The 21,980-nt window shown below is 65.5% G+C and carries 18 protein-coding genes; 11 read left to right on the forward strand and 7 right to left on the reverse strand.

From position 1 onward, the window contains the following. Positions 1 to 64: 64 nt before the first annotated feature. The gene (locus ASC45_RS06170) at positions 65 to 2,899 is read right to left on the reverse strand and encodes a valine--tRNA ligase (RefSeq protein WP_055450175.1); all 2,835 of its coding nucleotides are present in this window, start codon (positions 2,897 to 2,899) and stop codon (positions 65 to 67) included. Between the two features lie 98 nt (positions 2,900 to 2,997). Here ASC45_RS06170 and ASC45_RS06175 point away from each other — a divergent pair, with 98 nt between their 5' ends. After that, positions 2,998 to 3,606 (forward strand): hypothetical protein, encoded by a 609-nt coding sequence (locus ASC45_RS06175; protein WP_055450176.1) that lies wholly within the window; start codon positions 2,998 to 3,000, stop codon positions 3,604 to 3,606. A 138-nt stretch (positions 3,607 to 3,744) separates the two neighbouring features. Next, complete coding sequence (locus ASC45_RS06180) at positions 3,745 to 4,428, forward strand: 7-cyano-7-deazaguanine/7-aminomethyl-7-deazaguanine transporter (protein ID WP_055450177.1); 684 nt, start codon at positions 3,745 to 3,747, stop codon at positions 4,426 to 4,428. A gap of 27 nt (positions 4,429 to 4,455) precedes the next feature. Here the strand turns inward: ASC45_RS06180 and ASC45_RS06185 are convergent, their stop codons facing one another. Both ASC45_RS06185 and ASC45_RS06190 read right to left on the reverse strand, forming a co-directional pair. Further along, positions 4,456 to 5,511, reverse strand: coding sequence for a cupin-like domain-containing protein (locus ASC45_RS06185; protein ID WP_055450178.1), 1,056 nt, complete (start codon positions 5,509 to 5,511; stop codon positions 4,456 to 4,458). A 135-nt stretch (positions 5,512 to 5,646) separates the two neighbouring features. After that, positions 5,647 to 7,035: a hypothetical protein gene (locus ASC45_RS06190; RefSeq protein ID WP_055450179.1), complete on the reverse strand. Its 1,389-nt coding sequence runs from the start codon at positions 7,033 to 7,035 to the stop codon at positions 5,647 to 5,649. Between the two features lie 135 nt (positions 7,036 to 7,170). Between ASC45_RS06190 and dnaX the strand changes: the two genes are divergently transcribed. The 4 genes from dnaX (at position 7,171) to ASC45_RS06210 (ending at position 11,246) form a co-directional block, all read left to right on the forward strand. After that, positions 7,171 to 9,033 carry a DNA polymerase III subunit gamma/tau gene (gene dnaX / locus ASC45_RS06195; RefSeq protein WP_055450180.1) on the forward strand — a complete coding sequence of 621 codons (1,863 nt, stop codon included), beginning with the start codon at positions 7,171 to 7,173 and terminating at the stop codon, positions 9,031 to 9,033. Positions 9,034 to 9,091: 58 nt separating this feature from the next. After that, a complete protein-coding gene (locus ASC45_RS06200) occupies positions 9,092 to 9,421 on the forward strand; it encodes a YbaB/EbfC family nucleoid-associated protein (protein WP_055450181.1) in 330 nt (109 codons plus the stop codon). A 13-nt stretch (positions 9,422 to 9,434) separates the two neighbouring features. Continuing rightward, on the forward strand, positions 9,435 to 10,046 hold the full coding sequence (recR, locus tag ASC45_RS06205) for a recombination mediator RecR (protein ID WP_055450182.1): 612 nt from the start codon (positions 9,435 to 9,437) through the stop codon (positions 10,044 to 10,046). A gap of 102 nt (positions 10,047 to 10,148) precedes the next feature. Continuing rightward, positions 10,149 to 11,246 (forward strand): NHL repeat-containing protein, encoded by a 1,098-nt coding sequence (locus ASC45_RS06210; protein ID WP_055450401.1) that lies wholly within the window; start codon positions 10,149 to 10,151, stop codon positions 11,244 to 11,246. Between the two features lies 1 nt (position 11,247). Here ASC45_RS06210 and queF read toward each other — a convergent pair whose 3' ends face one another. From queF to ASC45_RS06225, 3 genes are read right to left on the reverse strand one after another with little or no spacing between them, the layout of a single operon-like run. Then, the gene (queF, locus tag ASC45_RS06215; protein ID WP_055450183.1) at positions 11,248 to 11,667 is read right to left on the reverse strand and encodes a preQ(1) synthase; all 420 of its coding nucleotides are present in this window, start codon (positions 11,665 to 11,667) and stop codon (positions 11,248 to 11,250) included. A gap of 20 nt (positions 11,668 to 11,687) precedes the next feature. Further along, positions 11,688 to 12,347: an RnfABCDGE type electron transport complex subunit B gene (locus ASC45_RS06220; protein ID WP_055450184.1), complete on the reverse strand. Its 660-nt coding sequence runs from the start codon at positions 12,345 to 12,347 to the stop codon at positions 11,688 to 11,690. Between the two features lie 9 nt (positions 12,348 to 12,356). Next, positions 12,357 to 13,649, reverse strand: a complete 1,293-nt coding sequence (locus tag ASC45_RS06225) for a polyhydroxyalkanoate depolymerase (protein WP_055450185.1) — start codon at positions 13,647 to 13,649, stop codon at positions 12,357 to 12,359. Between the two features lie 505 nt (positions 13,650 to 14,154). Here ASC45_RS06225 and ASC45_RS06230 point away from each other — a divergent pair. The 3 genes from ASC45_RS06230 to ASC45_RS06240 all read left to right on the forward strand — a co-directional run bounded on the left by ASC45_RS06230 (position 14,155) and on the right by ASC45_RS06240 (position 17,097). After that, on the forward strand, positions 14,155 to 14,367 hold the full coding sequence (locus ASC45_RS06230; RefSeq protein ID WP_055450186.1) for a DUF3311 domain-containing protein: 213 nt from the start codon (positions 14,155 to 14,157) through the stop codon (positions 14,365 to 14,367). 26 nt (positions 14,368 to 14,393) lie between these two features. Beyond that, on the forward strand, positions 14,394 to 15,839 hold the full coding sequence (locus ASC45_RS06235) for a sodium:solute symporter family protein (protein ID WP_055450402.1): 1,446 nt from the start codon (positions 14,394 to 14,396) through the stop codon (positions 15,837 to 15,839). Between the two features lie 61 nt (positions 15,840 to 15,900). Further along, entirely contained in the window at positions 15,901 to 17,097 is a 1,197-nt protein-coding gene (locus ASC45_RS06240; RefSeq protein ID WP_055450403.1) for a M20 aminoacylase family protein, read from the forward strand. A gap of 140 nt (positions 17,098 to 17,237) precedes the next feature. Here the strand turns inward: ASC45_RS06240 and ASC45_RS06245 are convergent, their stop codons facing one another. Then, on the reverse strand, positions 17,238 to 18,443 hold the full coding sequence (locus ASC45_RS06245) for an amino acid aminotransferase (protein ID WP_055450187.1): 1,206 nt from the start codon (positions 18,441 to 18,443) through the stop codon (positions 17,238 to 17,240). 135 nt (positions 18,444 to 18,578) lie between these two features. Between ASC45_RS06245 and uvrB the strand changes: the two genes are divergently transcribed. Further along, positions 18,579 to 20,672: an excinuclease ABC subunit UvrB gene (uvrB, locus tag ASC45_RS06250; RefSeq protein WP_055450188.1), complete on the forward strand. Its 2,094-nt coding sequence runs from the start codon at positions 18,579 to 18,581 to the stop codon at positions 20,670 to 20,672. Positions 20,673 to 20,704: 32 nt separating this feature from the next. After that, complete coding sequence (locus ASC45_RS06255; protein ID WP_055450189.1) at positions 20,705 to 21,946, forward strand: PQQ-dependent sugar dehydrogenase; 1,242 nt, start codon at positions 20,705 to 20,707, stop codon at positions 21,944 to 21,946. Positions 21,947 to 21,980: the final 34 nt, after the last annotated feature.

Genomic DNA, 21,980 nt, shown 5'->3' on the forward strand with positions numbered 1-21,980 from the left:
AGTTTGCGCTGCCCGTACGGCCAGCGCAGTCACGGCCCGTGATACCTCAGGTCACGGGCCTTTTTTATGTTGGCAAACGGGCGATCTGTTCCTGCACTTTGGCAAGAAGCGCCTCGAAGTCTCGCAGACGTTGCTGCTCCTGCGCCACGACGGCTGCCGGAGCGCGGTCGACGAAACTGGCGTTGCCCAGTTTCCCTTGCGCCTTCGCGATCTCACCCTGAAGGCGTTGGGCTTCCTTGCCGAGTCGGGCGCGTTCCGCTGCGGCATCGACTTCGACGAACAGCGCAAACTGCATGGCGCCCAGCGCGCCCGTGGGTGAGGACTGGGTGGCCGCTTTCCACTGCGCCGGATCGGCAAAGATTTTGATCTCGGCAATCTTGGCCAGGGCCTGCAGCGCAGACCGGTGCCGCTCGATCAGCGCAACGTCTCCGCAGGCCAGCAGCGGCAGGCGCTGCGCCGGTGAAACCCCCAGCTCACCGCGCAGATTGCGGCAGGCTTCGACCAGTTGTTTGAAGGCGGCGATTTCCGCTTCGGCCGCCGGGTCGATCTTCTCGGGCTGGGCTGCGGGGTAGGGCGCCACCGCGATGCTGCTGCCAGTTCGCCCGGCGAGCGGTGCCACCGTCTGCCAAAGCTCCTCGGTGATGAAGGGCATGATGGGATGCGCCAGCCGCAGCACGGTTTCCAGAGTGCGCACCAGGGTGCGGCGGGCGGCGCGTTGTTGCTGCGGCGTGCCGTTGGCGATCTGCGTCTTGGCGATTTCCAGATACCAGTCGCAGAACTCGTCCCACACGAACTGGTAGATCGCGTGCGCGGCGAAGTCCAGGCGGTAGTCGGCAAAGCCCTGCGTCACTTGCTGCTCGGTGCGTTGCAGCAGCGAAGCAATCCAGCGGTCGGCCGCGCTGAAGTGCATATAGCCGTCCGGGCCGCATGTGTCGTTGCACTGGCCCATGCCGCGGTCGAAATCGCTCAGGCCATCGACTTGCATCAGCACGAAGCGGGTGGCGTTCCAGAGTTTGTTGCAGAAGTTGCGATAGCCCTCGCAGCGCTTGGTGTCGAAATTGATGTTGCGGCCCAGGGTGGCCATCGAGGCGAAGGTGAAGCGCAGCGCATCGGCACCGTAAGCGGGGATGCCGGCCGGGAACTCCTTTTCCGTGGCCTTGCGCACGGCGGGCGCGGTTTCGGGCTTGCGCAGGCCGGTGGTGCGCTTGTCGAGCAGGGGGGCGAGTTCGATGCCGTCGATCAGATCGACCGGATCGAGCACATTGCCCTCGCTCTTGCTCATTTTCTTGCCGTGGGCATCGAGCACCAGGCCGTGGATGTACACGTGGCGGAAAGGCACTCGCCCGGTGAAGTGCGTGGTCATCATGATCATCCGGGCCACCCAGAAGAAGATGATGTCGAAGCCCGTCACCAGCACCGAAGAGGGGAGGAACAGGTCCATCTCCTTGGTCTGCGCGGGCCAGCCCAGGGTGGAAAAGGGCACCAGCGCTGACGAATACCAGGTATCGAGCACGTCCGGGTCGCGGGTGAGCGAGCGGTTGTAGCCTGCAGCCGACGCCTTGTCGCGGGCTTCGGCCTCGCTGCGCGCCACGAAAATTTCGCCGTTTTCGCCGTACCAGGCCGGGATCTGATGTCCCCACCAGAGCTGGCGCGAAATGCACCAGTCCTGAATGTTGCCCATCCACTGGTTGTAGGTGTTCACCCAGTTTTCGGGCACGAACTTGACTTCGCCCGAGGCCACCACATCGATGGCTTTCTGCGCCATGCTCTTGCCGTCCGGCCCGGGTTTGGTGGTGGCAACGAACCATTGGTCGGTGAGCATGGGCTCGACGATCTGACCCGTGCGGGCGCAGACCGGCACCATGTTCTTGTGCGGCACCGCCTTCTCCAGAAAGCCGCCCGCTTCGAGGTCTTTCAACAGCGCCTTGCGTGCGGCGTAGCGATCGAGTCCCTGGTAGCGCTTGGGGCCGTTTTCGTTGATGTGGGCGTCTTCGGTGAAGATGGTGATGAGGGGAATGTCGTGCCGCAGAGCGCAGGCGTAGTCGTTGAAATCATGCGCGCCGGTGATCTTCACGCAGCCCGAGCCGAACTCGCGCTCGACGAAGCCGTCGGCGATGATGGGAATTTTGCGGTCGCACAGCGGCAGATCGACGTATTTGCCGATGAACTTGGCGTAGCGCTCGTCCTCAGGATGCACCGCCAGCGCGCCGTCGGCCATCATGGTTTCGGGGCGGGTGGTGGCGATGTGCATACCGCGCACGCCGTCGATCGGGCCATCGCTGAAGGGGTAGAGGATGTGCCACATGAAGCCGTCATGCTCCTGGCTTTCCACCTCCAGATCGCTCACTGCGCTCTTGAGCACCGGGTCCCAGTTGACAAGGCGCTTGCCGCGGTAGATCAGGCCCTGCTCATACAGCTGAACAAAGGTCTCCACCACGGCTTTGGACATCTTGTCGTCCATGGTGAAGTAAGCGTGCGACCAGCTCACCGACGAACCCATGCGGCGCGTCTGGTTGGCGATGGTGTCGCCCGATTGCTGCTTCCACTCCCACACCTTCTGCACGAATGTGTCGCGACCCAGGTCATGACGATCGATGCCCTGCGCCTGCAACTGCCGCTCGACCACGATCTGCGTGGCAATGCCCGCGTGGTCCATGCCCGGTATCCACAGCGTGTTGTCGCCCAGCATGCGGTGATAGCGGATGAGGGTGTCCATCACCGTTTGATTGAACGCATGCCCCATGTGCAGAGTGCCGGTGACGTTGGGAGGCGGAAGCTGCACGCAGAACGATGGCCGGGTTGCGTCCAGCGTGGGGGCGAAAACGCCGAGTTCCTCCCACCGCTGCGTCCAGCGGGCTTCGATGTTGTGGGGCTCAAAAGATTTGGCTAGTTCGGTCATGGGATGGGAGCGGCGGGCTGCGCTTCGCAAAGCCGCGCGAATCGCGGCCACGAGGCAAAGGGAGGCATTTTAAGGGTGCCTTGGCCTACACTCGCGCCATGAGTCACGTCGTCTTTCCTTCCTCCGAACCCTGCACGGTCAGACGCCTTCTCATCGGGCTTCTGGGCCTGGGTCTGGCCTTGGCGCTTTCAGGCTGCGCCTCGCTGCTGCCGCGTGGTGTTGCACAGACCAGCAAGCCCTGGGCCAACTTCAATCAGGCTCATGCGGCGTTCGAGCGTATCCAGCCGTTCGTCACCACCACGGCAGAGCTTCGCGAGCAGGGTCTCGATCCGCTAGTCACGCCGAACATCACCATCCTGAATTACGCCGACATCGTGCGGCGCCTGCTGCCGCCCTCGGGCAATGACTTTGCCCTGGATCCAGGCATCCGCGCCTGCATGCAGGCCCAAACCGCCTGCCGTGGCTTTGAGATCGAGCAGCGCCATATCGATCGCAAGCGCGTGGGCAATTTCTGGCTCGACTTTCTTGATTTCCGCCGTGAAACCACGACCACCGGCTGGCGCTTCAACATGCTGCTGCTCGTGGTGAACGATCGCGTGGTGTACAAGCTCTGGGGCGGACAGCCCGACATCTCCGAAGTCGAAGTCACGCGCAATCCCCTTGGGCCGCTGCAAGGCTTCGGGCAGTCGGTGCTCGGGCGTTACTGACCCTTTGCGGCTGGGCGCACGGGCGCTCACCCAAGGCTGCGCGCTAAAATTCAGGCTCCGATCCATGGGTCAGCCATGCTTTGCATGTTCTGGCGCCCGGCGGTTCCCTTACCCGCCGCTCAACGAAAAAGGTCTCTCATGTTGTCCACCCTCGCCTTGAGCGCTGCCCGTCAGCGCCTCGTCGTGGCCGCCCTGGCCGCGCTGCATGTCACCATCATCATTGCCAGCAACTACCTGGTGCAGTTGCCCATCACCCTCTTCGGCCTGCACACCACCTGGGGGGCGTTCAGCTTTCCCCTGGTTTATGTGGCCACCGATCTCACCGCGCGTGTGCTCGGGGCGGCGCCTGCCAGGCGGGTGGTGCGCTGGGTGATGTTGCCGGCACTGGTGCTTTCCTACGTCATTTCGGTGCTGTTTCACGATGGCGTCTTTGCCGGCTGGGCCGCGCTGGGCGGCTTCAATCTGTTCGTGTTCCGCATCGCGCTGGGCAGCTTCATTGCCTATGCCGTGGGGCAGATGCTCGATATTTTCGTGTTCTCCCGTCTGCGGGCCACGCTGGCAGGGAGCCGCCACTGGTGGCTGGCGCCCTCGGCGTCGAGCGTGCTGGGCAATCTGGTGGACAGCGTGTTGTTCTTCTCCATCGCCTTCTACGCAAGCAGCGACCCGTTCATGGCCGCGCACTGGGTCGAGATCGCCATGGTCGACTACGCGGTCAAGCTGATGATGGCAGTGGCCGGCATTCTGCCGCTCTACGGCCTGCTTCTCGCAGGGTTGCAGCGCTGGTTCGCCCGCAGTGCGGCCATGCAGACTGCGGCGGCTTGAGGCAATGCCTCAGCGAAACCGCGTGCCTTACGGCGTGCGGATCCTGATGTCCAGGGGCGTGGCCGATGGCTCTGGCACGCCATCTGCCGAGATCGGCGCGAGCAGCGCGGGGAGTCGTAGTCGGCGCGCCAGGCCGGGCATGGCGTGCTGCAACATCTCCATGGCGTGCATGAACATGCCGGAAGCCCGCAGGCGCTGCCGCAGCAGGGTTCGCTGCCATGCACTGCCCGGGGCTGCGGCGCTGATGTCGTGCGCGAAACCTGCCCAGTTCGACTGATCCAGAATGGCCGTGCATACCGAGATGGACACTGTCAGCGGACGGGCCGAATGCCACCACCCTTCGGGGATGAAGATCATCTCGCCCGGCCCGATGCTGCCGACGTGAGGGGTGGCTTTGGCCATCAGCGGAAACCGCGTCAGGTCGGGCTGATCGGGCCTGTCCACCAGCGACAGGTTGGGCTGCGCGGGCGATGCATAGACATTGGGCGTTTCGTGCGGGGCGAACAGGACATAGGCCTTTTCGCCGTAAATTTCCGTGATCTGGGCATGCGCGTGCTCGGCGTCGTAATGCATGATCGGAAACTTGCTTCCCGGCCCGCCCATCAGCAGCTTGAGAAAGCCGTCGGGCCGTCGCCATGCCTCGGGCATGAGAGCGCTGACATGCCGTCGCGGAAAGCCATACGGATTCTGCGGAATCAGGTCGGGCAGCACGTCGGCAAACTCCTCGTGCAAAAACAGCCGGTAAAGGTGGTAGGGGCCGGGCTGCTCTGCGCTGGATGCAAGGACCGCGTCCACAAAGTCGGCCAGACGCATGCGCTTGGAGTAAGACACCTGGACTTCGCGGTCGCCGAAGTTCTCCTTGAAGTACTGGGGCGTCCATTTGCGCAACGCGGGCCAGGCGGTCACCGCATCACGAATGATGACCGGACGGCCGGCGCGCAGATAGTGCTGCAGGAAGGCCTCGTAAGGCAGATCGCGCGCATGAACTACTTCGATGGCGCGCGACTGGGGCGCGGCGGCCGCCTCGCTATGCGCATTGCGCACCCCGGCGTCGTTGAATGTCTCGGTGATGACGGCAGCCATGGTAGGTCTCCTTGGAACCGTCCTATTTTGGAAGATGGCCTGTCCGTCTGCTGTGACAAGTTGTGAGGTCTGTCCTCGATCCGCGAAACCGAGTGACTGCGGCCACCGCACCCGATGTTGGTCGGCGTACAGCGTTCAGTGCGCGTGAGCGTGCTGGCCTCCGAAGCTAAGCTGGTATTGTAGGAACACCTGATTGAAGGATCGGCGAACGGCGTCATAGCGGCCATCGCCGTTGACATCTTCGGCTACCGGCACGCGTGCGCGGGACATCTGCACCCGCAGACGTTGGTGGCGGTCGATGTTCCAGGTGGCCACCAGGCTGGCCCGCTGCAGGGCGTCAAAAGCGCTGTTTTGGCGCGGACAGCGCATGGCCTGATAGGGTGGGGCGCAGTTCGCCGGAGAGGCGCTGCGCAAGGCCTCATGCACATTGCCCACGCTGTCGATGCGCACCCCGACCTGCCACCGCGGCGCTATGCCGTAGAGCGCCTGCAGCACGTAACCGTCGATGCGTAACTGTCGCGGCATGCCGATATTCCACGGTTTGGTGTCGTGGTAAACCAGTAGCAGGTCTTTGCGCTGTCTGAAGTATTCGGCCGTCAGGTGCACGTCGCCCGCGCCCTGTTCGCCGCTGCCTTCGCGCTGCCAGCCCAGAGACGCGATGTCGGTGCGTGTGGAGCCCTGCAAGGCATGGTCGGCGTCGTTGATGCCGGGGTGGTAGGTGTGCAGTTCCTGATGCTGTCGGCCACCGATGGTGGCCAGGCCGACGGAAAGCAACTGGGCCGGTGCGATATTCCAGTCGGCTTTGGCAAAAGCCGTCCACACCTGCGGCCAGTGAGCGCTGCGGCGCATCGGAATGTCCACGGTCTTGCCGCTGGTGGTGACATAGCCTTGTACGTCGCCCGTCTGCGCTGCCACGCCTTCATTGTCCGACCGCAGCGCCTCTGCGCTCAAACGCAGGCGAGCCCCATCACCCAGAGGAGCAAGCCAGTTCACTTGCAGGCCATCGCCGCGCAAGCCGCCAGCCAGCAGCATTTGATAGGGCAGCGCCTGATCGACGAAATCCCAGGCGTGAGGATGAAGGTCGTTCTGCTGGCCGACGGCGCTGAAAAACCGACCGCCTTGCACCTGCGCGCCCTGCATGAACTCTCGACTGCGCAGCCACGCTTCTTCGAGTTCGAAGTCGTGACCATCGCTGGACAGCCGCAGCGCGGCCTCGCCCCAGCCCGGTGCCTGGGCATGCAGCCCAGCTTCGAGGGTCTGCAGGTTCAGGCCGCGACTGAAATCGCCGCCGTGGCTGTGTCCTCCGCCTGTATCGGTGTGCACATTGAAGATGCCGTTGGCGTTCTGGACGTAGCCTGCGCCGCGCCCACCGACCGTATCGTCATAGGCCACTCCGCCGAGAATGGCGAAGGGCTTGATCTGCAAGGCTTGGTGTTCTTTTTCGGCTTCAGCCCATGCTGCAGTACCAGACGAGGCCAGCATCGTGAGGAGCAATTTCGGAATGATTCTGATGTCGAGCTTCATGATCATGTCAACGTTATAACGTAACATATGATACATAGCGTTACATCCATGTCGTGCAGGCCTTTTTCATCTGAGTACGCGCGATGACGATGGCAAGCGCACTGGAAGGTTGGCAGTCTCCATAGAATCGGGCCTATGACTTCCGTCGCGCTGGCGCGCAAGTGGCGCCCCAAATCATTTGCTTCCCTCGTGGGGCAGGACCATGTGGTGCGGGCGCTCACGCATGCGCTCGACCACAACCGCCTGCACCACGCCTATCTGTTCACCGGCACGCGCGGGGTGGGCAAGACGACGGTGTCGCGCATTCTGGCCAAGGCGCTCAACTGCACCGGGCCGGACGGGCAGGGCGGCGTGACCAGCCAGCCTTGCGGGGTCTGCCCGGCGTGCACCGAGATCGACGCTGGGCGCTTCGTCGATTACATCGAACTCGACGCCGCCTCCAATCGCGGTGTCGAAGACATGACCACGCTGCTGGAGCAGGCGGTCTACAAACCCACGGCGGGCCGCTTCAAGGTCTACATGATCGACGAAGTGCACATGCTGTCCAACCACGCCTTCAACGCCATGCTGAAGACGCTGGAGGAGCCGCCCGACTATGTGAAATTCGTGCTCGCCACCACCGATCCGCAGAAGGTGCCGGTGACGGTGCTGTCGCGCTGCCTGCAGTTCAATCTCAAGCAGATGATGCCCGCGGCCATCGTCGATCATCTGCAGCAGGTGCTCAAGGCCGAGAACGTGCCGGCGGAAGATGCCGCGCTGCGCCTCATCGCCCGCGCCGCGCACGGTTCGATGCGCGATGCGCTCTCGCTCACCGACCAGGCCCTGGCGTATTGCGCCGGCCGGGTCGAGACGGCCGCCGTGCAGCAGATGCTGGGCACGGTCGATCGCAGCGATCTGCTGCAAATTTTGCAGGCCCTGGCTGCTCAGGACGGCGTGGCCATGATCGCGCAGGCCGACGCGCTGGAAGCGCGCGGCCTGTCGTTCGGTGTCGCGCTGGAAGAACTGGCGACGCTGCTGCAAACCCTGGCGCTGCTGCAGCTCGTGCCGCAAGCTGCCGATGCACAAGATCCGCAACACGAAATGCTGATGACGCTGGCGGGGCAGCTCAGCCCGGAGTTGGTGCAACTCGCCTACACCACCGTGCTGCACGGCCGCAACGAACTGTCGCTCGCGCCGGATGACCGCACCGGCTTCACGATGACGCTGCTGCGTCTGCTGGCGTTTGCTCCGGTCGTGGCTGGCAGCGTGCCGACGGGCGGGCTGGCCCTGCCCAATGGAGGCGGCGCTGCACCTGCGTCCCAAGGCAAGGCGGCGCCCGTTGCGCAGGCCTCTGCGCCGGTAGCCAAGCCTTCTGTGCAGACGGCGTCCGAGGCCATGCCGCGTAGCGCGGCCATTTTGAGTGCTCCGTCGGAGTCGGCTGCGCCGATACACGTAGCGCAGGAAGCGGCCACAACCGGTCTAATCGCGTCGACCAAGCCGCCCGCGGTGCCGCTGGCCGAAGCCCAGATCGCTCGGGCGGCCGCGCCCGTGCCGTCCTCTGCTACCCAGCCCGCCGCGCCTCCCCAGGGCGCCGCGATCAAGCCACCCTTGCAGATCGCCCCCGGCACCGACTGGCCTGCGCTGGTGCAGCGGCTCGACGTGCCTGCGGGTCTGCCCCGCGCCCTGGCGCAGCAGAGCGAACTGGTCGCGCTCGACGGCCTCAACTGGCTGCTGCGCGTGCCCAACGAGCAACTCACCCGCGCCGGGTCGCTCGACAAACTCCAGACCGCTGTGCGACAGGCTTTGGGCCAGGACATCATGCTGCGCACCGAGACGGGCGAGGTGACCGACAGCGCGACCCAGCGCGACGCGCGGGCCAGGGCCAAGGCGCAGGCCGATGCCGAAGCCGCGATTCAAGGCGATCCGCTGGTGCAGCAACTCATCCGCGATCTGGGCGCGCAGATCGTGCCCGGCAGCCTCAAACCCATGCCCGCAGCGGGGCGGACGTCATCGGCCTGATGGACAATGTCTGACCGCTGCCCATGCAGCCATTCCCATTTTGATCGAAGGACACCCCATGTTCAACAAAGGACAACTCTCCGGCCTGATGAAACAGGCGCAGATGATGCAGGACAATCTCAAGCGCGTGCAGGACGAGCTCGCGCACATCGAGGTCGAAGGCCAGTCCGGCGCCGGTCTGGTGAAGGTGGTGATGACCTGCAAGTTCGGCGTCAAGCGCGTGAGCATCGACCCCAGCCTGGTCGCCGAAGACCGCGACATGCTGGAAGACCTGGTCGCCGCCGCCTTCAACGACGCGGTTCGCAAGGCCGAAGCCACCTCCCAGGAGAAGATGGGCGCGGCCACCGCTGGCATGCCCCTGCCGCCGGGCATGAAGCTGCCGTTCTGACCGGCTGCGCGCGATGCACGAGGCCGCCCCAGGGCATGTCCCGGCACTCGACGCCCTGATCGACGCGCTCAGGCATCTGCCGGGCGTCGGCCCCAAGTCGGCGTCGCGCATGGCTTACCACCTGCTCGAACATGACCGCGAGGCCGCGCAGCGCATTGCCCGCGCGCTCGACGCCGCGCTCGGCGCGGTGCGGCGCTGCGAGCGCTGCAATACCCTCACCGAGGACACGGTGTGCAGCATCTGTGCGGATCCGCGCCGCGACGCCCGCCAGCTCTGCGTCGTCGAGACCCCGGCCGATCTGGCCGCTGTCGAGCAGACGCTGACTTACCGCGGGCTGTACTTCGTGCTCATGGGCCGCATCAGCCCGCTAGACGGTCTGGGGCCAAAAGAAATCGGTCTCGACCGCCTCATGGCCCGGGCGCTCGACGGCGAGGTGGACGAAGTCATTCTCGCGACCAACTTCACCAACGAGGGCGAGGCCACCGCGCACGTCATCGCTGAAACCCTGCGCCCGCGCGGCCTGCGCGTCACCCGTCTGGCGCGCGGCGTGCCCGCGGGAGCCGAGTTGGAGTATGTCGATCTGGGCACCATCGCCCGCGCGCTGGTCGACCGCCGTGGCACCTGATTCGGCTCGCGCCTGAGGCGTCCCTGCACGATCGGTCGAGCCGGGATAAGCTTGAGGCATTCGATCCGTGTGAACAACGCGGGCATTCATTCCCTGACACCCATGCAGCGACGACTGTTCCTTCAATCCGCCGGGGCGCTGGCCTGTTCCGGGCTGACACCATGGCTGCGGCCGACAGCCCTTGCGGCCATGCAGGCCGCGGGCTCTATCGAGGTGTATGCGGGCGCCATCGGCCCCGGTGCCTACAACGCGGGCAGCTTTCTGCAGGCCCGGTTTCACGACCCGCGCGGCATGGCGCTCGACGCCCAGGGCAACCTTTTCGTCGCCGACTACGTCAACAGCGTGGTACGCAAACTGGGCACCGACGGCCAGGTGACCCTCGTCGCCGGCGAGGTGGAGCAGCGCGATGCCCGCAACGGCCCGGCGCTTAAGGCGCGGTTCTATTCACCCGAATGCGTGGCGGTGGCGACTGATGGCACCCTGTTCGTCACCGATTCCGGCAGTAACACCGTGCGCCGCATCCATCGTGACGGCATGGTCAGCACTTGGGCGGGCAAGCTCGAAGTGGAAGGTTTTGCCGACGGCAAGGGCGGCGCGGCTCGCTTCAACCATCCCGTCGGCCTCGGGGTCAATGCGCAGGGCGTGGTGTATGTGGCCGATGCGTACAACAGCACGGTGCGCCGGATCAGCACCAGCGGCGTGGTCAGCACCTTGGCCGGCTCTCCGGGCAGCACCGGCTGGCGCGACGGCCAGGGCGCGCAGGCACGGTTCAACACCCCGGTCGGGCTGACGCTGGATGCGCATGGCAATGTGTTCGTCAGCGAGTACTTCAACAACGTCATCCGCCGCATCACCCCGGACGGCAAGGTGAGCACCTTCGCCGGAACGCCCGGCAAAGGCGGTTTCGCCGATGGCCCGGCCCGGCAGGCGCTGTTCCTCCACCCGCAAACGCTGTCGTTCGCACCTGATGGCAGCCTGATCGTGGCCGATACCGGCAACAACCGGGTACGCCGCATCGCCCCGGACGGACAGGTGAGCACCCTGGCCGGCACCGGCGAGGGCGACAAGGTCATGGTCGGCGCGCTGCCCGGCATCCTGCATCAGCCCTACGGCGTGCAGGCCCTGGCCGATGGCTCGGTGCTGGTGACGGGCCTCAACGCGCTGCTGCGCATCCTGCCCGACAAGCCGTTGATGACTTGAATCAGGCTGCGGTGGGGTCGGCGGCGTCGAACTGCGTCAGATCGACGCGCGGCGCTGGTTTCCAGCCGCGCTTGCGGTGCTCGACCACCACGCTGGTGTAAATGCCGCCGCGCACATACCAGCGTGCGGTGACGCGCAGGAAACGCGGCGACATGGCTTTGACCAGATCGTCGAGGATGGTGTTGGTCACCTTTTCGTGAAACGCCCCCTCGTCGCGGTAACTCCACATATAGAGCTTGAGGCTCTTGAGTTCGACGCATTTCTTGTCGGGAATGAAGTCGATGTCGAATCGGGCGAAATCCGGTTGGCCGGTCAGCGGGCACAGGCAGGTGAATTCAGGAACCTGCATGTGGATGTGATAGTCGCGCCCCGGGGCGGGATTCGGGAAGGTTTGCAGCGTTTTACTGGGTTTTGTCGTCATATCAAGGATGATCCTGAAAGTCAGCGGGGTCTGGCCTGACGCTGCCGGGCCTTTTCCAGCGCGGCCTTGAGCAGGGCGGCCTTGCGGTCTGCTGAAGGCGCGGCGGCAGTTTTGGATGGGGAAGTTGCGCTAGGCACAGCCGGGCCATCCGTGGCGGGCTGCCTCGGGTGGTGTTCGAGATGGCGAGCGTAGCGTTGCCGCGCCTCGTCCGCCTGGGCGGGGCTCCAGGCGTTCCAGCCGGTTCGCCGGGCTTCGTCGGGCTCGGTTGGCGGCACCATGCGGATGCAGTCTACCGGGCAGGGCGGCAGGCACAGCGCGCACCCGGTGCACCATTGCGCGATCACGCTATGCATATGCTTGGCCACCCCTGCGATGGCGTCCACCGGGCAGGCCTGAATGCACAGCGTGCAGCCGATGCACTGCGCCGGGTCGATGACGGCCAGCTCGCGCGGGCCCTCGCCGCCGCAGGCGGGGTCGAGCGGCAGGGCAGGGCGGTGCAGCAGGGCAGCGAGGCTGGCGATGCCCTGTGCGCCTCCCGGCGGACAGCGGTTGATCTCGGTGCCTTCTTCGGCAATGGCCCGGGCATAGGCCGCGCAGTCAGGATAGCCGCAGCGGGTGCATTGCGTCTGCGGCAGCAGGGCGTCGATTTGCGCGGCCAGGGCCTCGCTCGCTGTGGGCATGACGGGTGGTCAGGCGGCCGCGGGCTTGCGCGCAGGCTTGCGTGGCGGATCGCCCGCCGCACCCTGCGGGTGCGCAGCGATGAAATCGCGCACCACCGGGTAAACCTTCTCGCGCCAGCGTCGGCCCGAGAAAATGCCGTAGTGCCCCGCCCCCTCGGCGACGTAGTGCTGGCGGCTGACCGCGGCGATGCCGGTGCACAGATCGTGCGCCGCCTCGGTCTGCCCGGCGCCTGAAATGTCGTCGAGTTCGCCCTCGATGGTCAGCAGGGCGGTGCGGTGAATGTCTTGCGGGCGCACAGGCTTGCCCGCGACCTTCCAGGTGCCGTTGACCAGCCCGAAGTCCTGAAATACCAGTTTGATGGTGTCGAGGTAGTAATCGGCGTCCATGTCGAGCACCGCGTTGTATTCATCGTAGAAACGGCGGTGGGCTTCGGCGTCGTCGTTGTCGCCGCGGATCAGGTCGAGGAAGTAGTCGTAGTGCGACGAAAGGTGGCGGTCGGGGTTCATCGCCACGAAACCGCTGTGCTGCAGAAAGCCCGGATACACCCGCCGCCCCGCTCCTGGATAGTTGGCAGGCACGCGATAGATCACGTTGTTCTCGAACCAGGAGTAGCTCTTGTTCATCGCCAGGTTGTTCACCGCCGTGGGCGACTTGCGCGCGTCGATGGGGCCGCCCATCATAATCATGCTGCGCGGCGTGATCTCACCGGCGCTGGCCATCAGCGAAATGGCTCCCAGCACCGGCACCGTGGGCTGGCACACCGACATCACATGCACGTCTGGGCCGATGGCGGCGATGAATTCGCGCACATACGCCACATAGTCGTCCAGGCTGAAGGTGCCCTTTTCGATCGGCACCATGCGGGCATCGTTCCAGTCGGTGATGAACACCTTGTGGTCCTGCAGCATGGTGCGCACGGTGTCGCGCAGCAGCGTGGCATGGTGACCCGAGAGCGGCGCCACGATCAGCACGGTCGGGTCGTCCTTGAGCTTGCCGAGCAAGCCAGCGTCGTCGGAAAACCGCTTGAAGCGCAACAGGCGGCAAAACGGCTTTTCCATCACCACCCGTTCCTGCACCGCCACCGCCTTGCCTTGTATGGAGACCGTGTCGATGTCGAAGGACGGCTTCTCGTAGTCCTTCAACAGCCGGTGCATCAGGTCGTAGCTGGCCGAGACGCGCTGGGTGACGGTGTGCGGCACCGCGGGCCATATGGGGTTGGCGTAAAACTTGGCGGCGGCTTCGGCAAAGTCGGCCAGCGGGCGCATCAGGGCGCGCTGGGTTTCATACAGGTCATACACCATGATGGGCTCCGACTTCGGGCTTGTTGCGATGCACAAATTTTAGCCGGGCTGGGCCATCTGCGCACGAGGGAATTCGCTGGTCAGGACACCGGAAGTGGGGCAACGGCAAACGCTTCTGACGCACGGGAAAATGCTACGAAGCTAGACCTGACCCCGTTTTCCGTGACCCCGTTTTCCGGTTCCACGTCGGACCTGGCGGACCTGGTGGCGGAGCGGCTGCGATCGTGGGGGGTGGATGTGTACCGCGGCTTCGGGCTGACGGCGATATCACCGGACGTGTGCGGCAAAGAGCCGGGCGGCGGTCGACGCCGAAACAGTGCTGGGGGCCGATGCACGCGTTTCGTGCTGCTCGAGCGTGAGCGCGACCTGAACGACAAGGAATGCACTGCATGCAGGTCGGCTCATTTACATTTGCAGACATATATCGAGTTGATTGTGTGCAAAACTGAATCGAACCGTTTTGGCGTTTCTCACGAACCACCCTCGCCTATTGCTGGAGGCTGTGATGCGCAACATTCGCTATCTGGGCTGGCTTCCTCCGGTCGGCACCTTGATCGGCCCGCTGCTGCACAACGCCGTGCATCCCTTCATCCTCGGCATGCCCTTCGTCCTGGGCTGGATCGTGGTGTGGCTGCTGCTGACCACGCCCATCATGGCGCTGGTGTACTGGCTCGATCCCGCCAATCGCCGCGACGGTGATGCAGGAGATCGGCCGTGAAAATCGCCCTCGTCCTGATCGGTCTGATGACGGCCTTCGCGCTGTGGCTGGGCATCCGCGCGCGGCACGGCCACACGATGCATCTGGAGCAGTGGACGGTGGCGGGTCGCGGCTTCGGTTCGGTGTTCGTGTTCCTGCTGCTGGCCGGCGAGATCTACACCACCTTCACCTTCCTCGGCGCTTCGGGCTTCGCCTATGGCCTCGGAGGGCCTGCGTTCTACATCATCGCTTACGGCTCGCTTGCCTACACCCTCTCCTACTACGTCATGCCGCCGGTGTGGCGCTATGCGCGCGAGCACAAGCTCATCAGTCAGCCCGACTACTTCCGCACGCGCTATGCCAGTCCTTCGCTCGGCGTGTTGGTGGCCGTGGTCGATATCATCGCCCTCATCCCCTATCTGGTGCTGCAGTTCAAGGGGCTGGGCATCATCGTGCACGCGGCCAGCTACGGCGCCATCGACAACGCCGTGGCGATCTGGATCGGTGCGGTGGTCGTGACCATCTATGTGATGGTGTCCGGCGTGCGCGGCTCGGCCTGGACTTCGGTGGTCAAGGACATCGGCATTCTCGCCGTGGTCATCTTTCTCGGCATCTACCTGCCAACGCACTATTTCGGCGGCATCGAGGCCATGTTCCGCGACATCGACACGGCCCGACCGGCTTTCCTTGCGCTGCCCGAGCATGGGCAAAGCGTGTCGTGGTTCATTTCCACCGTGGGTCTGAGTGCCCTGGGATTTTTCATGTGGCCGCATTCCTTCGCCGCTATCTACACCGCGCGCAGCGAACGCACCCTGCGCAAGAACGCGGTGGTGCTGCCGCTGTACCAACTGGTACTGCTGTTCGTCTACTTCGTCGGCTTTACTGCGCTGCTCAAGGTGCCGGGGCTCAAGGGGCCGGACATCGACTTGGCGCTGTTCCACATCGCCACTGCCACGTTCTCGCCGGCGGTGGTGGGGATCATCGGAGCCATCGGCGTGCTCACCGCCCTGGTGCCAGGCTCGCTCATCATGATGAACGCCGCCACGCTGCTGGCGCACAACTTCTACCGCCTGCTGCACAGGGGCTGTAACGACGCCCAGGTGGCGCGCACCGCCAAGGGCCTGGTGCCGGTGGTTGCGCTGGTGGCCGTGGGTTTCACGCTGCATGGCGGCGCCACCATCGTCGCGCTGCTGCTGATGGGCTACAGCTTCGTCACGCAGTTGTTTCCCTCACTGCTGCTGAGTCTGTCCGGCCGCAACCGGGTGACGGCGCCGGGCGCCTTCGCCGGCATCGTCGCCGGTGTGGCGACGGTGGCCCTGTTCAGCCTCGAGCACCTGTCGCTCGGCAAACTGCTGCCCGCCCTGCCGAGCGCCGTGGCCGACCTGAACGTGGGCATCGTCGCCCTGGCGCTGAACATCGTCGTCATGCTGGTCGTCAGCGCGCTGACGCGAGGTCAGCAGGCGGTTCGTGCCAGCGAGCAACCGGCGGGCTGACGAGCTTATCGAGCAGGACGTCATCGACACGTCACTCACCTTTGTTTTGGGACGGACCGCCATGCAACTCATCGACTCCATCGTGACCGAATCGCCCGCGCTCAAGGCGCTGCGCCGCGACCTTCACGCTCACCCGGAACTGTGCTTCGAGGAGCGGCGCACGTCGGACCTGGTGGCGGAGCGGCTGCGATCGTGGGGGGTGGATGTGTACCGCGGCTTCGGGCGGACGGGGGTGGTCGGGGCGATCCGCGGGCGCGACGGGGGGCAAAGCGGGCGCATGGTCGGCCTGCGCGCCGACATGGACGCGCTCCCGGTGACCGAACTCAACACCTTCGGCCACGCCAGCCGGCATTCCGGCAAGATGCACGCCTGCGGCCACGACGGCCACACCGCGATGCTGCTGGCCGCGGCGCAGCACCTGGCGCGCACGCGCGATTTCGACGGCACCGTGGTGTGCATCTTCCAGCCGGCGGAGGAGGGCGGCGGCGGCGCGCGCGAAATGATCAAAGACGGCCTGTTCGACAAGTTTCCGGTGCAGGCGGTGTTCGGCATGCACAACTGGCCCGGTCTGCCGGCCGGGCATTTCGCGGTCAAGGCCGGGCCGGTGATGGCGTCGAGCAACGAGTTCCGCATCCGGCTCAAGGGCAGGGGCGCGCATGCCGCGATGCCCGACTTGGGGCTAGACCCGGTGCCGGCGGCCTGCCAGATGGTCCAGGCGTTCCAGACCGTGGTCACCCGCAACCGCCCGCCGCTCGATCCGGCGGTGATTTCGGTGACCATGATCCACACCGGCGAGGCGAGCAACGTCGTTCCCGAATTCGCCGAGATCGAGGGCACGGCGCGCACCTTCACAACCGGGACGCTCGACCTGATCGAAACGCGGATGCGCGACATCGCCACGCACACGGCCGCGGCATTCGGCGTCGAGTGCGACTTCGAGTTCCGGCGCAACTACCCGCCGACGATCAACCACGCGGCCGAGGCCGAGTTCGCCCGGGGGGTGATGGTCGAGACGGTCGGCGCGGACGCGGTGCACGAGTTCGGTCCGTCGATGGGGGCCGAGGACTTCGCCTACATGCTCCAGGCCCGGCCGGGGGCGTACCTGATCATTGGCAATGGCGAAGGCGGGCACCGCGACCCCGGACACGGCGCCGGGCCATGCACCCTGCACAACCCGAACTACGACTTCAACGACGACCTGATCCCGCTCGGCGGAACCTTCTGGGTGCGGCTGGCGACGGCGTGGCTGGCGCGCTGATCGGCCCCGGCTGCCATGCGCGCTACGCGGTGGCGTCGCCCGGAGTTGTAGGGAAAATATGTAGGGAAAATAGGGTCAGGTCTATCTTCGTAGCATGTCGACGCAAATGTCGCGAATGCACCCCCGCCCCCATCAACCCATCACTGCATCACCGCCGCAATCGACTTGGCAACGTAGTCCACGTTGTGCAAATTGATCGCCGCCACGCAGATCCGTCCGGTGGACACGCCGTACACCCCGAATTCGGTGCGCAGGCGCTCCATTTGGGCGGCGGACAGCCCTGAGTAGCTGAACATGCCTTTCTGCCGAGTGATGTAGGACAGGTCGCCCTTCACGCCGGCGGCGGCGAGTTTTTCCACCAGGGTGCTGCGCATGGCGCGGATGCGCTCGCGCATGCCCGCGAGTTCCTGTTCCCACTGCGCGCGCAGTTCGGGCGACGACAGCACCGTGGCGACGATCTGCGCGCCGTGGGTGGGCGGGTTGGAGTAGTTGCTGCGGATGACGCGCTTGATCTGCGACAGCACGCGCCCGGCTTCGTCCTTGGTGGCGCACACCACGCTCAGGGCACCCACGCGTTCGCCGTAGAGCGAGAAGCTCTTGGAGAAGGAGGTGGCGACGAAAAAGTCGAGCCCGGCGGCGAGAAACTGCTGGATGACGGCGCCGTCTTCGGCGATGCCTTCGCCGAAGCCCTGATAAGCCATGTCGAGGAAGGGCACGAGGTCGCGCGCCTTGAGGGTGGCGATCACCTGGTTCCACTGCGCCGGGCTGATGTCGTAGCCGGTGGGGTTGTGGCAGCAGGCGTGCAGCACGACGATGGTGCCCGCGCTAGCGGCGTTCAGCGCGGCCAGCATGGCGTCGAAGTTCACGCCCTGCTGGGCAGCGTCGTAGTAGGGATAGGTGCCGACGCTGAAGCCCGCGGCTTCGAACAGGGCGCGGTGGTTTTCCCAGCTCGGATCGGAGATCAACACCCTCGCGTCGGGGTTGATGCGCTTGAGAAAGTCGGCACCCACCTTCAGCCCGCCGGTGCCGCCCAGGCCTTGCACCGTGGCGATGCGGCCCGAGGTCACGGCCTCGTGGTTGGCGCCGAACACCAGGCCCTGCACCGCCTTGTCGTAGGCGGCGATGCCGTCGATGGGCAGATAGCCGCGCGGCTTGGGTGCCTGCATGAGTTGCGCTTCGGCGGCCTTGACGCAGGCCAGCAGCGGCAGCTTGCCGTCGGCGTCGGTGTAGACGCCGATGCCCAGGTTGACCTTGTTGGGATTGGGGTCAGCAGCAAATTGTTCGTTCAGGCCGAGGATGGGATCGCGCGGGGCCATTTCCACGCGGGAAAAAAGCGACTGGGTCATGGGAGGAGTGGGTGAGGTAACGGGAAAACCGGGCTTGCGGGACAATAAAGGCCGCAGAGAACCACGAGTTTACGCCCCGTGCCCGTTCTGACGTTGCGCCGTACAGACGGCATTTCCAAACTCCACCCTTCGCCCATGTCCGCACCGCAATCCGTCCCGTCGCTCGACCCGGACAAGTTCGTCAGCTTTCCCGGCTCGCCGTTCCGTCTGTACCAGCCGTATCCGCCGGCGGGTGACCAGCCCACGGCCATCGCCCAGCTCGCCGAAGGCGTGGGCGACGGGCTGAGCTACCAGACCCTGCTGGGCGTGACGGGCTCGGGCAAGACTTACACCATGGCCAATGTGATTGCCCGCATGGGGCGCCCGGCCATTGTGTTTGCGCCCAACAAGACGCTGGCGGCGCAGCTCTACAGCGAATTCCGCGAGTTCTTTCCGAAAAACGCGGTGGAGTATTTCGTCAGCTATTACGACTATTACCAGCCCGAGGCCTATGTGCCGCAGCGCGATCTGTTCATCGAGAAGGACAGCGCGATCAACGAGCACATCGAGCAGATGCGGCTGTCGGCGACCAAGAGTCTGCTGGAGCGGCGCGACGTGGTGATCGTGGCCACCGTGAGCGCGATTTACGGCATCGGCAACCCGGCGGACTATCACGCCATGATTCTCACCGTGCGCACCGGCGACCGCATGGGCCAGCGCGACGTGATTGCGCAACTGGTGCGCATGCAGTACCAGCGCAACGAGGTGGACTTCACCCGCGGCACCTTCCGCGTGCGCGGCGACCGCATCGACATCTTTCCGGCCGAGCACGCCGAGCTGGCCGTGCGTATCGAGCTTTTCGACGACGAGATCGAGTCGCTCAGCCTGTTCGACCCGCTCACGGGCGTGGTGCGGCAGAAGATCCCGCGTTTCACCATCTACCCCAGCTCGCACTACGTCACGCCGCGCGAGAAAGTGCTCGAAGCCGCCGAGAGCATCAAACAGGAGCTGCGTGAGCGGGTGAAGGAACTCACCGGCATGGGCAAGCTGGTCGAGGCGCAGCGGCTGGAACAGCGCACCCGCTTCGATCTGGAAATGCTCACCGAAATCGGCCATTGCAAGGGCATCGAGAACTACTCGCGCCATCTCTCGGGCGCCGCGCCGGGCGAACCGCCGCCCACGCTGGTGGACTACCTGCCGCCCGATGCCATCATGTTTCTCGACGAGAGCCATGTTCTCATCGGGCAGTTCAACGGCATGTACAACGGCGACCGCGCGCGCAAACAGACCCTGGTGGAGTACGGCTTTCGGCTGCCCTCGGCGCTGGACAACCGGCCGCTGAAATTTGCCGAATTCGAGCGCAAGATGCGGCAGGCGATCTTCGTCTCGGCGACCCCCGCTGATTACGAGGAGCAGCACGCCGACCAGGTGGTGGAGCAGGTGGTGCGGCCCACGGGGCTGGTCGATCCGCAACTGGAGGTGCGCCCGGCCACCAGCCAGGTGGACGACGTGCTGGGCGAAATCCGCCTGCGTGTCGAGAAGGGCGAGCGCGTGCTCATCACCACCCTGACCAAGCGCATGGCCGAGCAGCTCACCGACTACCTCGACGAGAACGGGGTGAAGGTGCGCTATCTGCACTCCGACATCGACACCGTGGAGCGCGTGGAAATTTTGCGCGACCTGCGGCTGGGCACCTTCGACGTGCTGGTGGGCATCAACCTGCTGCGCGAGGGGCTGGACATCCCCGAGGTCTCGCTGGTGGCCATTCTGGATGCGGACAAGGAGGGCTTTCTGCGCTCCACCCGCTCGCTAATCCAGACCATAGGCCGCGCGGCGCGCAATGTGAACGGCATGGCGATTCTGTACGCCGACCGCATCACCGATTCGATGCGCCGCGCCATCGACGAAACCGAGCGCCGCCGCGCCAAGCAGATCGCCTTCAACGCCGAACATGGCATCACGCCCAAGGCTTTGAACAAATCGGTGCGCGACCTGATCGACGGTGTGGTGCAGACCCCGGGCAAGGGCTTGCGCGCGGGCAGCGTGGAGCGTGAAATCGCGGAACTGCAGATCGACAACGCGCAGGACGTGGCCCGCGAGATCAAGCGCCTGGAAAAGCGCATGATCGAACATGCGCGCAATCTCGAATTCGAGCAGGCCGCGCGGGTGCGCGACCAACTCGGGCTGCTGCGACAGCGGGTGTTCGGCGGCGGTGACGACCACGACACCGACGCGCAGCAAAGCGCCTGAACCAGTGCTTTGGCGACCCGGAGGAGACGACCATGCCAACCTCGAACCACCCCGCAAACCCTCCGCGCCGACAGACCCTGCGCTGGCTCGGCGCGGGCCTGGGCAGCACGGCGCTTGCCGCCTGTGGCGGCGGGGCGGTGCTGGTTTTGGGCGAGAGCCCCGCAGGCGCGGCATCGGGTCCGTTGTCGGCCGATACCCAGCCCAGGGTGAAGCTCACGGTCAGCATCGTCGCCAGCGGTCTGTCGCGCCCCTGGGCTTTGGTCTTCCTGCCCGATGGCCGCATGCTGGTGACCGAACGCACCGGGGCGCTGCGCATCGTGTCGATGGACGGCAAGGCGTCGGCGCCCATCCGTGGCGTGCCTGCAGTGGACGCCCGGGGGCAGGGCGGGCTGCTCGATGTGGCGCTCGACCCGGCCTTCGCCAGCAACCGCCGCGTCTACCTCAGCTATGCCGAGGCGGGCAGCGGCGCTGATGCCGGGCGCAATGGCACGGCCGTGGCCCGCGGCGTGTTGTCGGCCGACGGGGCGAGCCTGACTGATGTGCAGGTGATTTTCCGCCAGACGCCCAAGATCGACAGCACGGCGCATTTCGGTTCTCGGCTGGTGTTCGCGCCGGACGGCACGCTGTTCGTCACCCTGGGCGACCGTTACAGCCAGCGCGACGCCGCGCAGGATCTCTCCAACACCCTCGGCAAGGTGGTGCGCATCCGGTCTGACGGCAGCGTGCCGCCGGACAATCCCTTCGTCGGCCGCGCCGGGGTTCGCGAGGAGATCTGGAGCTACGGCCACCGCAATGTGCAGGGCGCGGCGCTGCACCCGGTGACGGGCGAACTGTGGACCCACGAGCACGGCCCGCAGGGCGGAGACGAGGTCAACATCACCCGCGCCGGTCGCAACTACGGCTGGCCGAAGATTTCCTATGGCTGCGAATACGGTGCCCCGGTGGGCAACTGCCCGCCGGTGGGCGGCGCGACCAGCGCGCCCGGCATGGAGCAGCCGGTGACGTACTGGGTGCCGACTTCCATCGCCCCCTGCGGCATGGCGTTTTACACCGGCAGTCTGTTTCCGTCGTGGCGCGGCAATCTGTTCGTGGGCGCACTGGCGGGTCAGGCGCTGTGGCGACTGCAACTCGATGGCGACCGGGTGGTGGCGCGCGAGGCCCTGCTGGCCGATCTGGGCGAGCGCATCCGCGACGTGCGCGAGGGACCCGACGGCGCGCTCTACCTCATTTCCGACGGCGCTTCGGCCAAGATGTACCGGGTGCAGCCGGTGTGATGATGGCGCCGCTGCGGCGTTAAGATCGACCTGC

The sequence above is a fragment of the Thiomonas bhubaneswarensis genome (assembly GCF_001418255.1).
GTDB lineage: Bacteria > Pseudomonadota > Gammaproteobacteria > Burkholderiales > Burkholderiaceae_C > Thiomonas > Thiomonas bhubaneswarensis.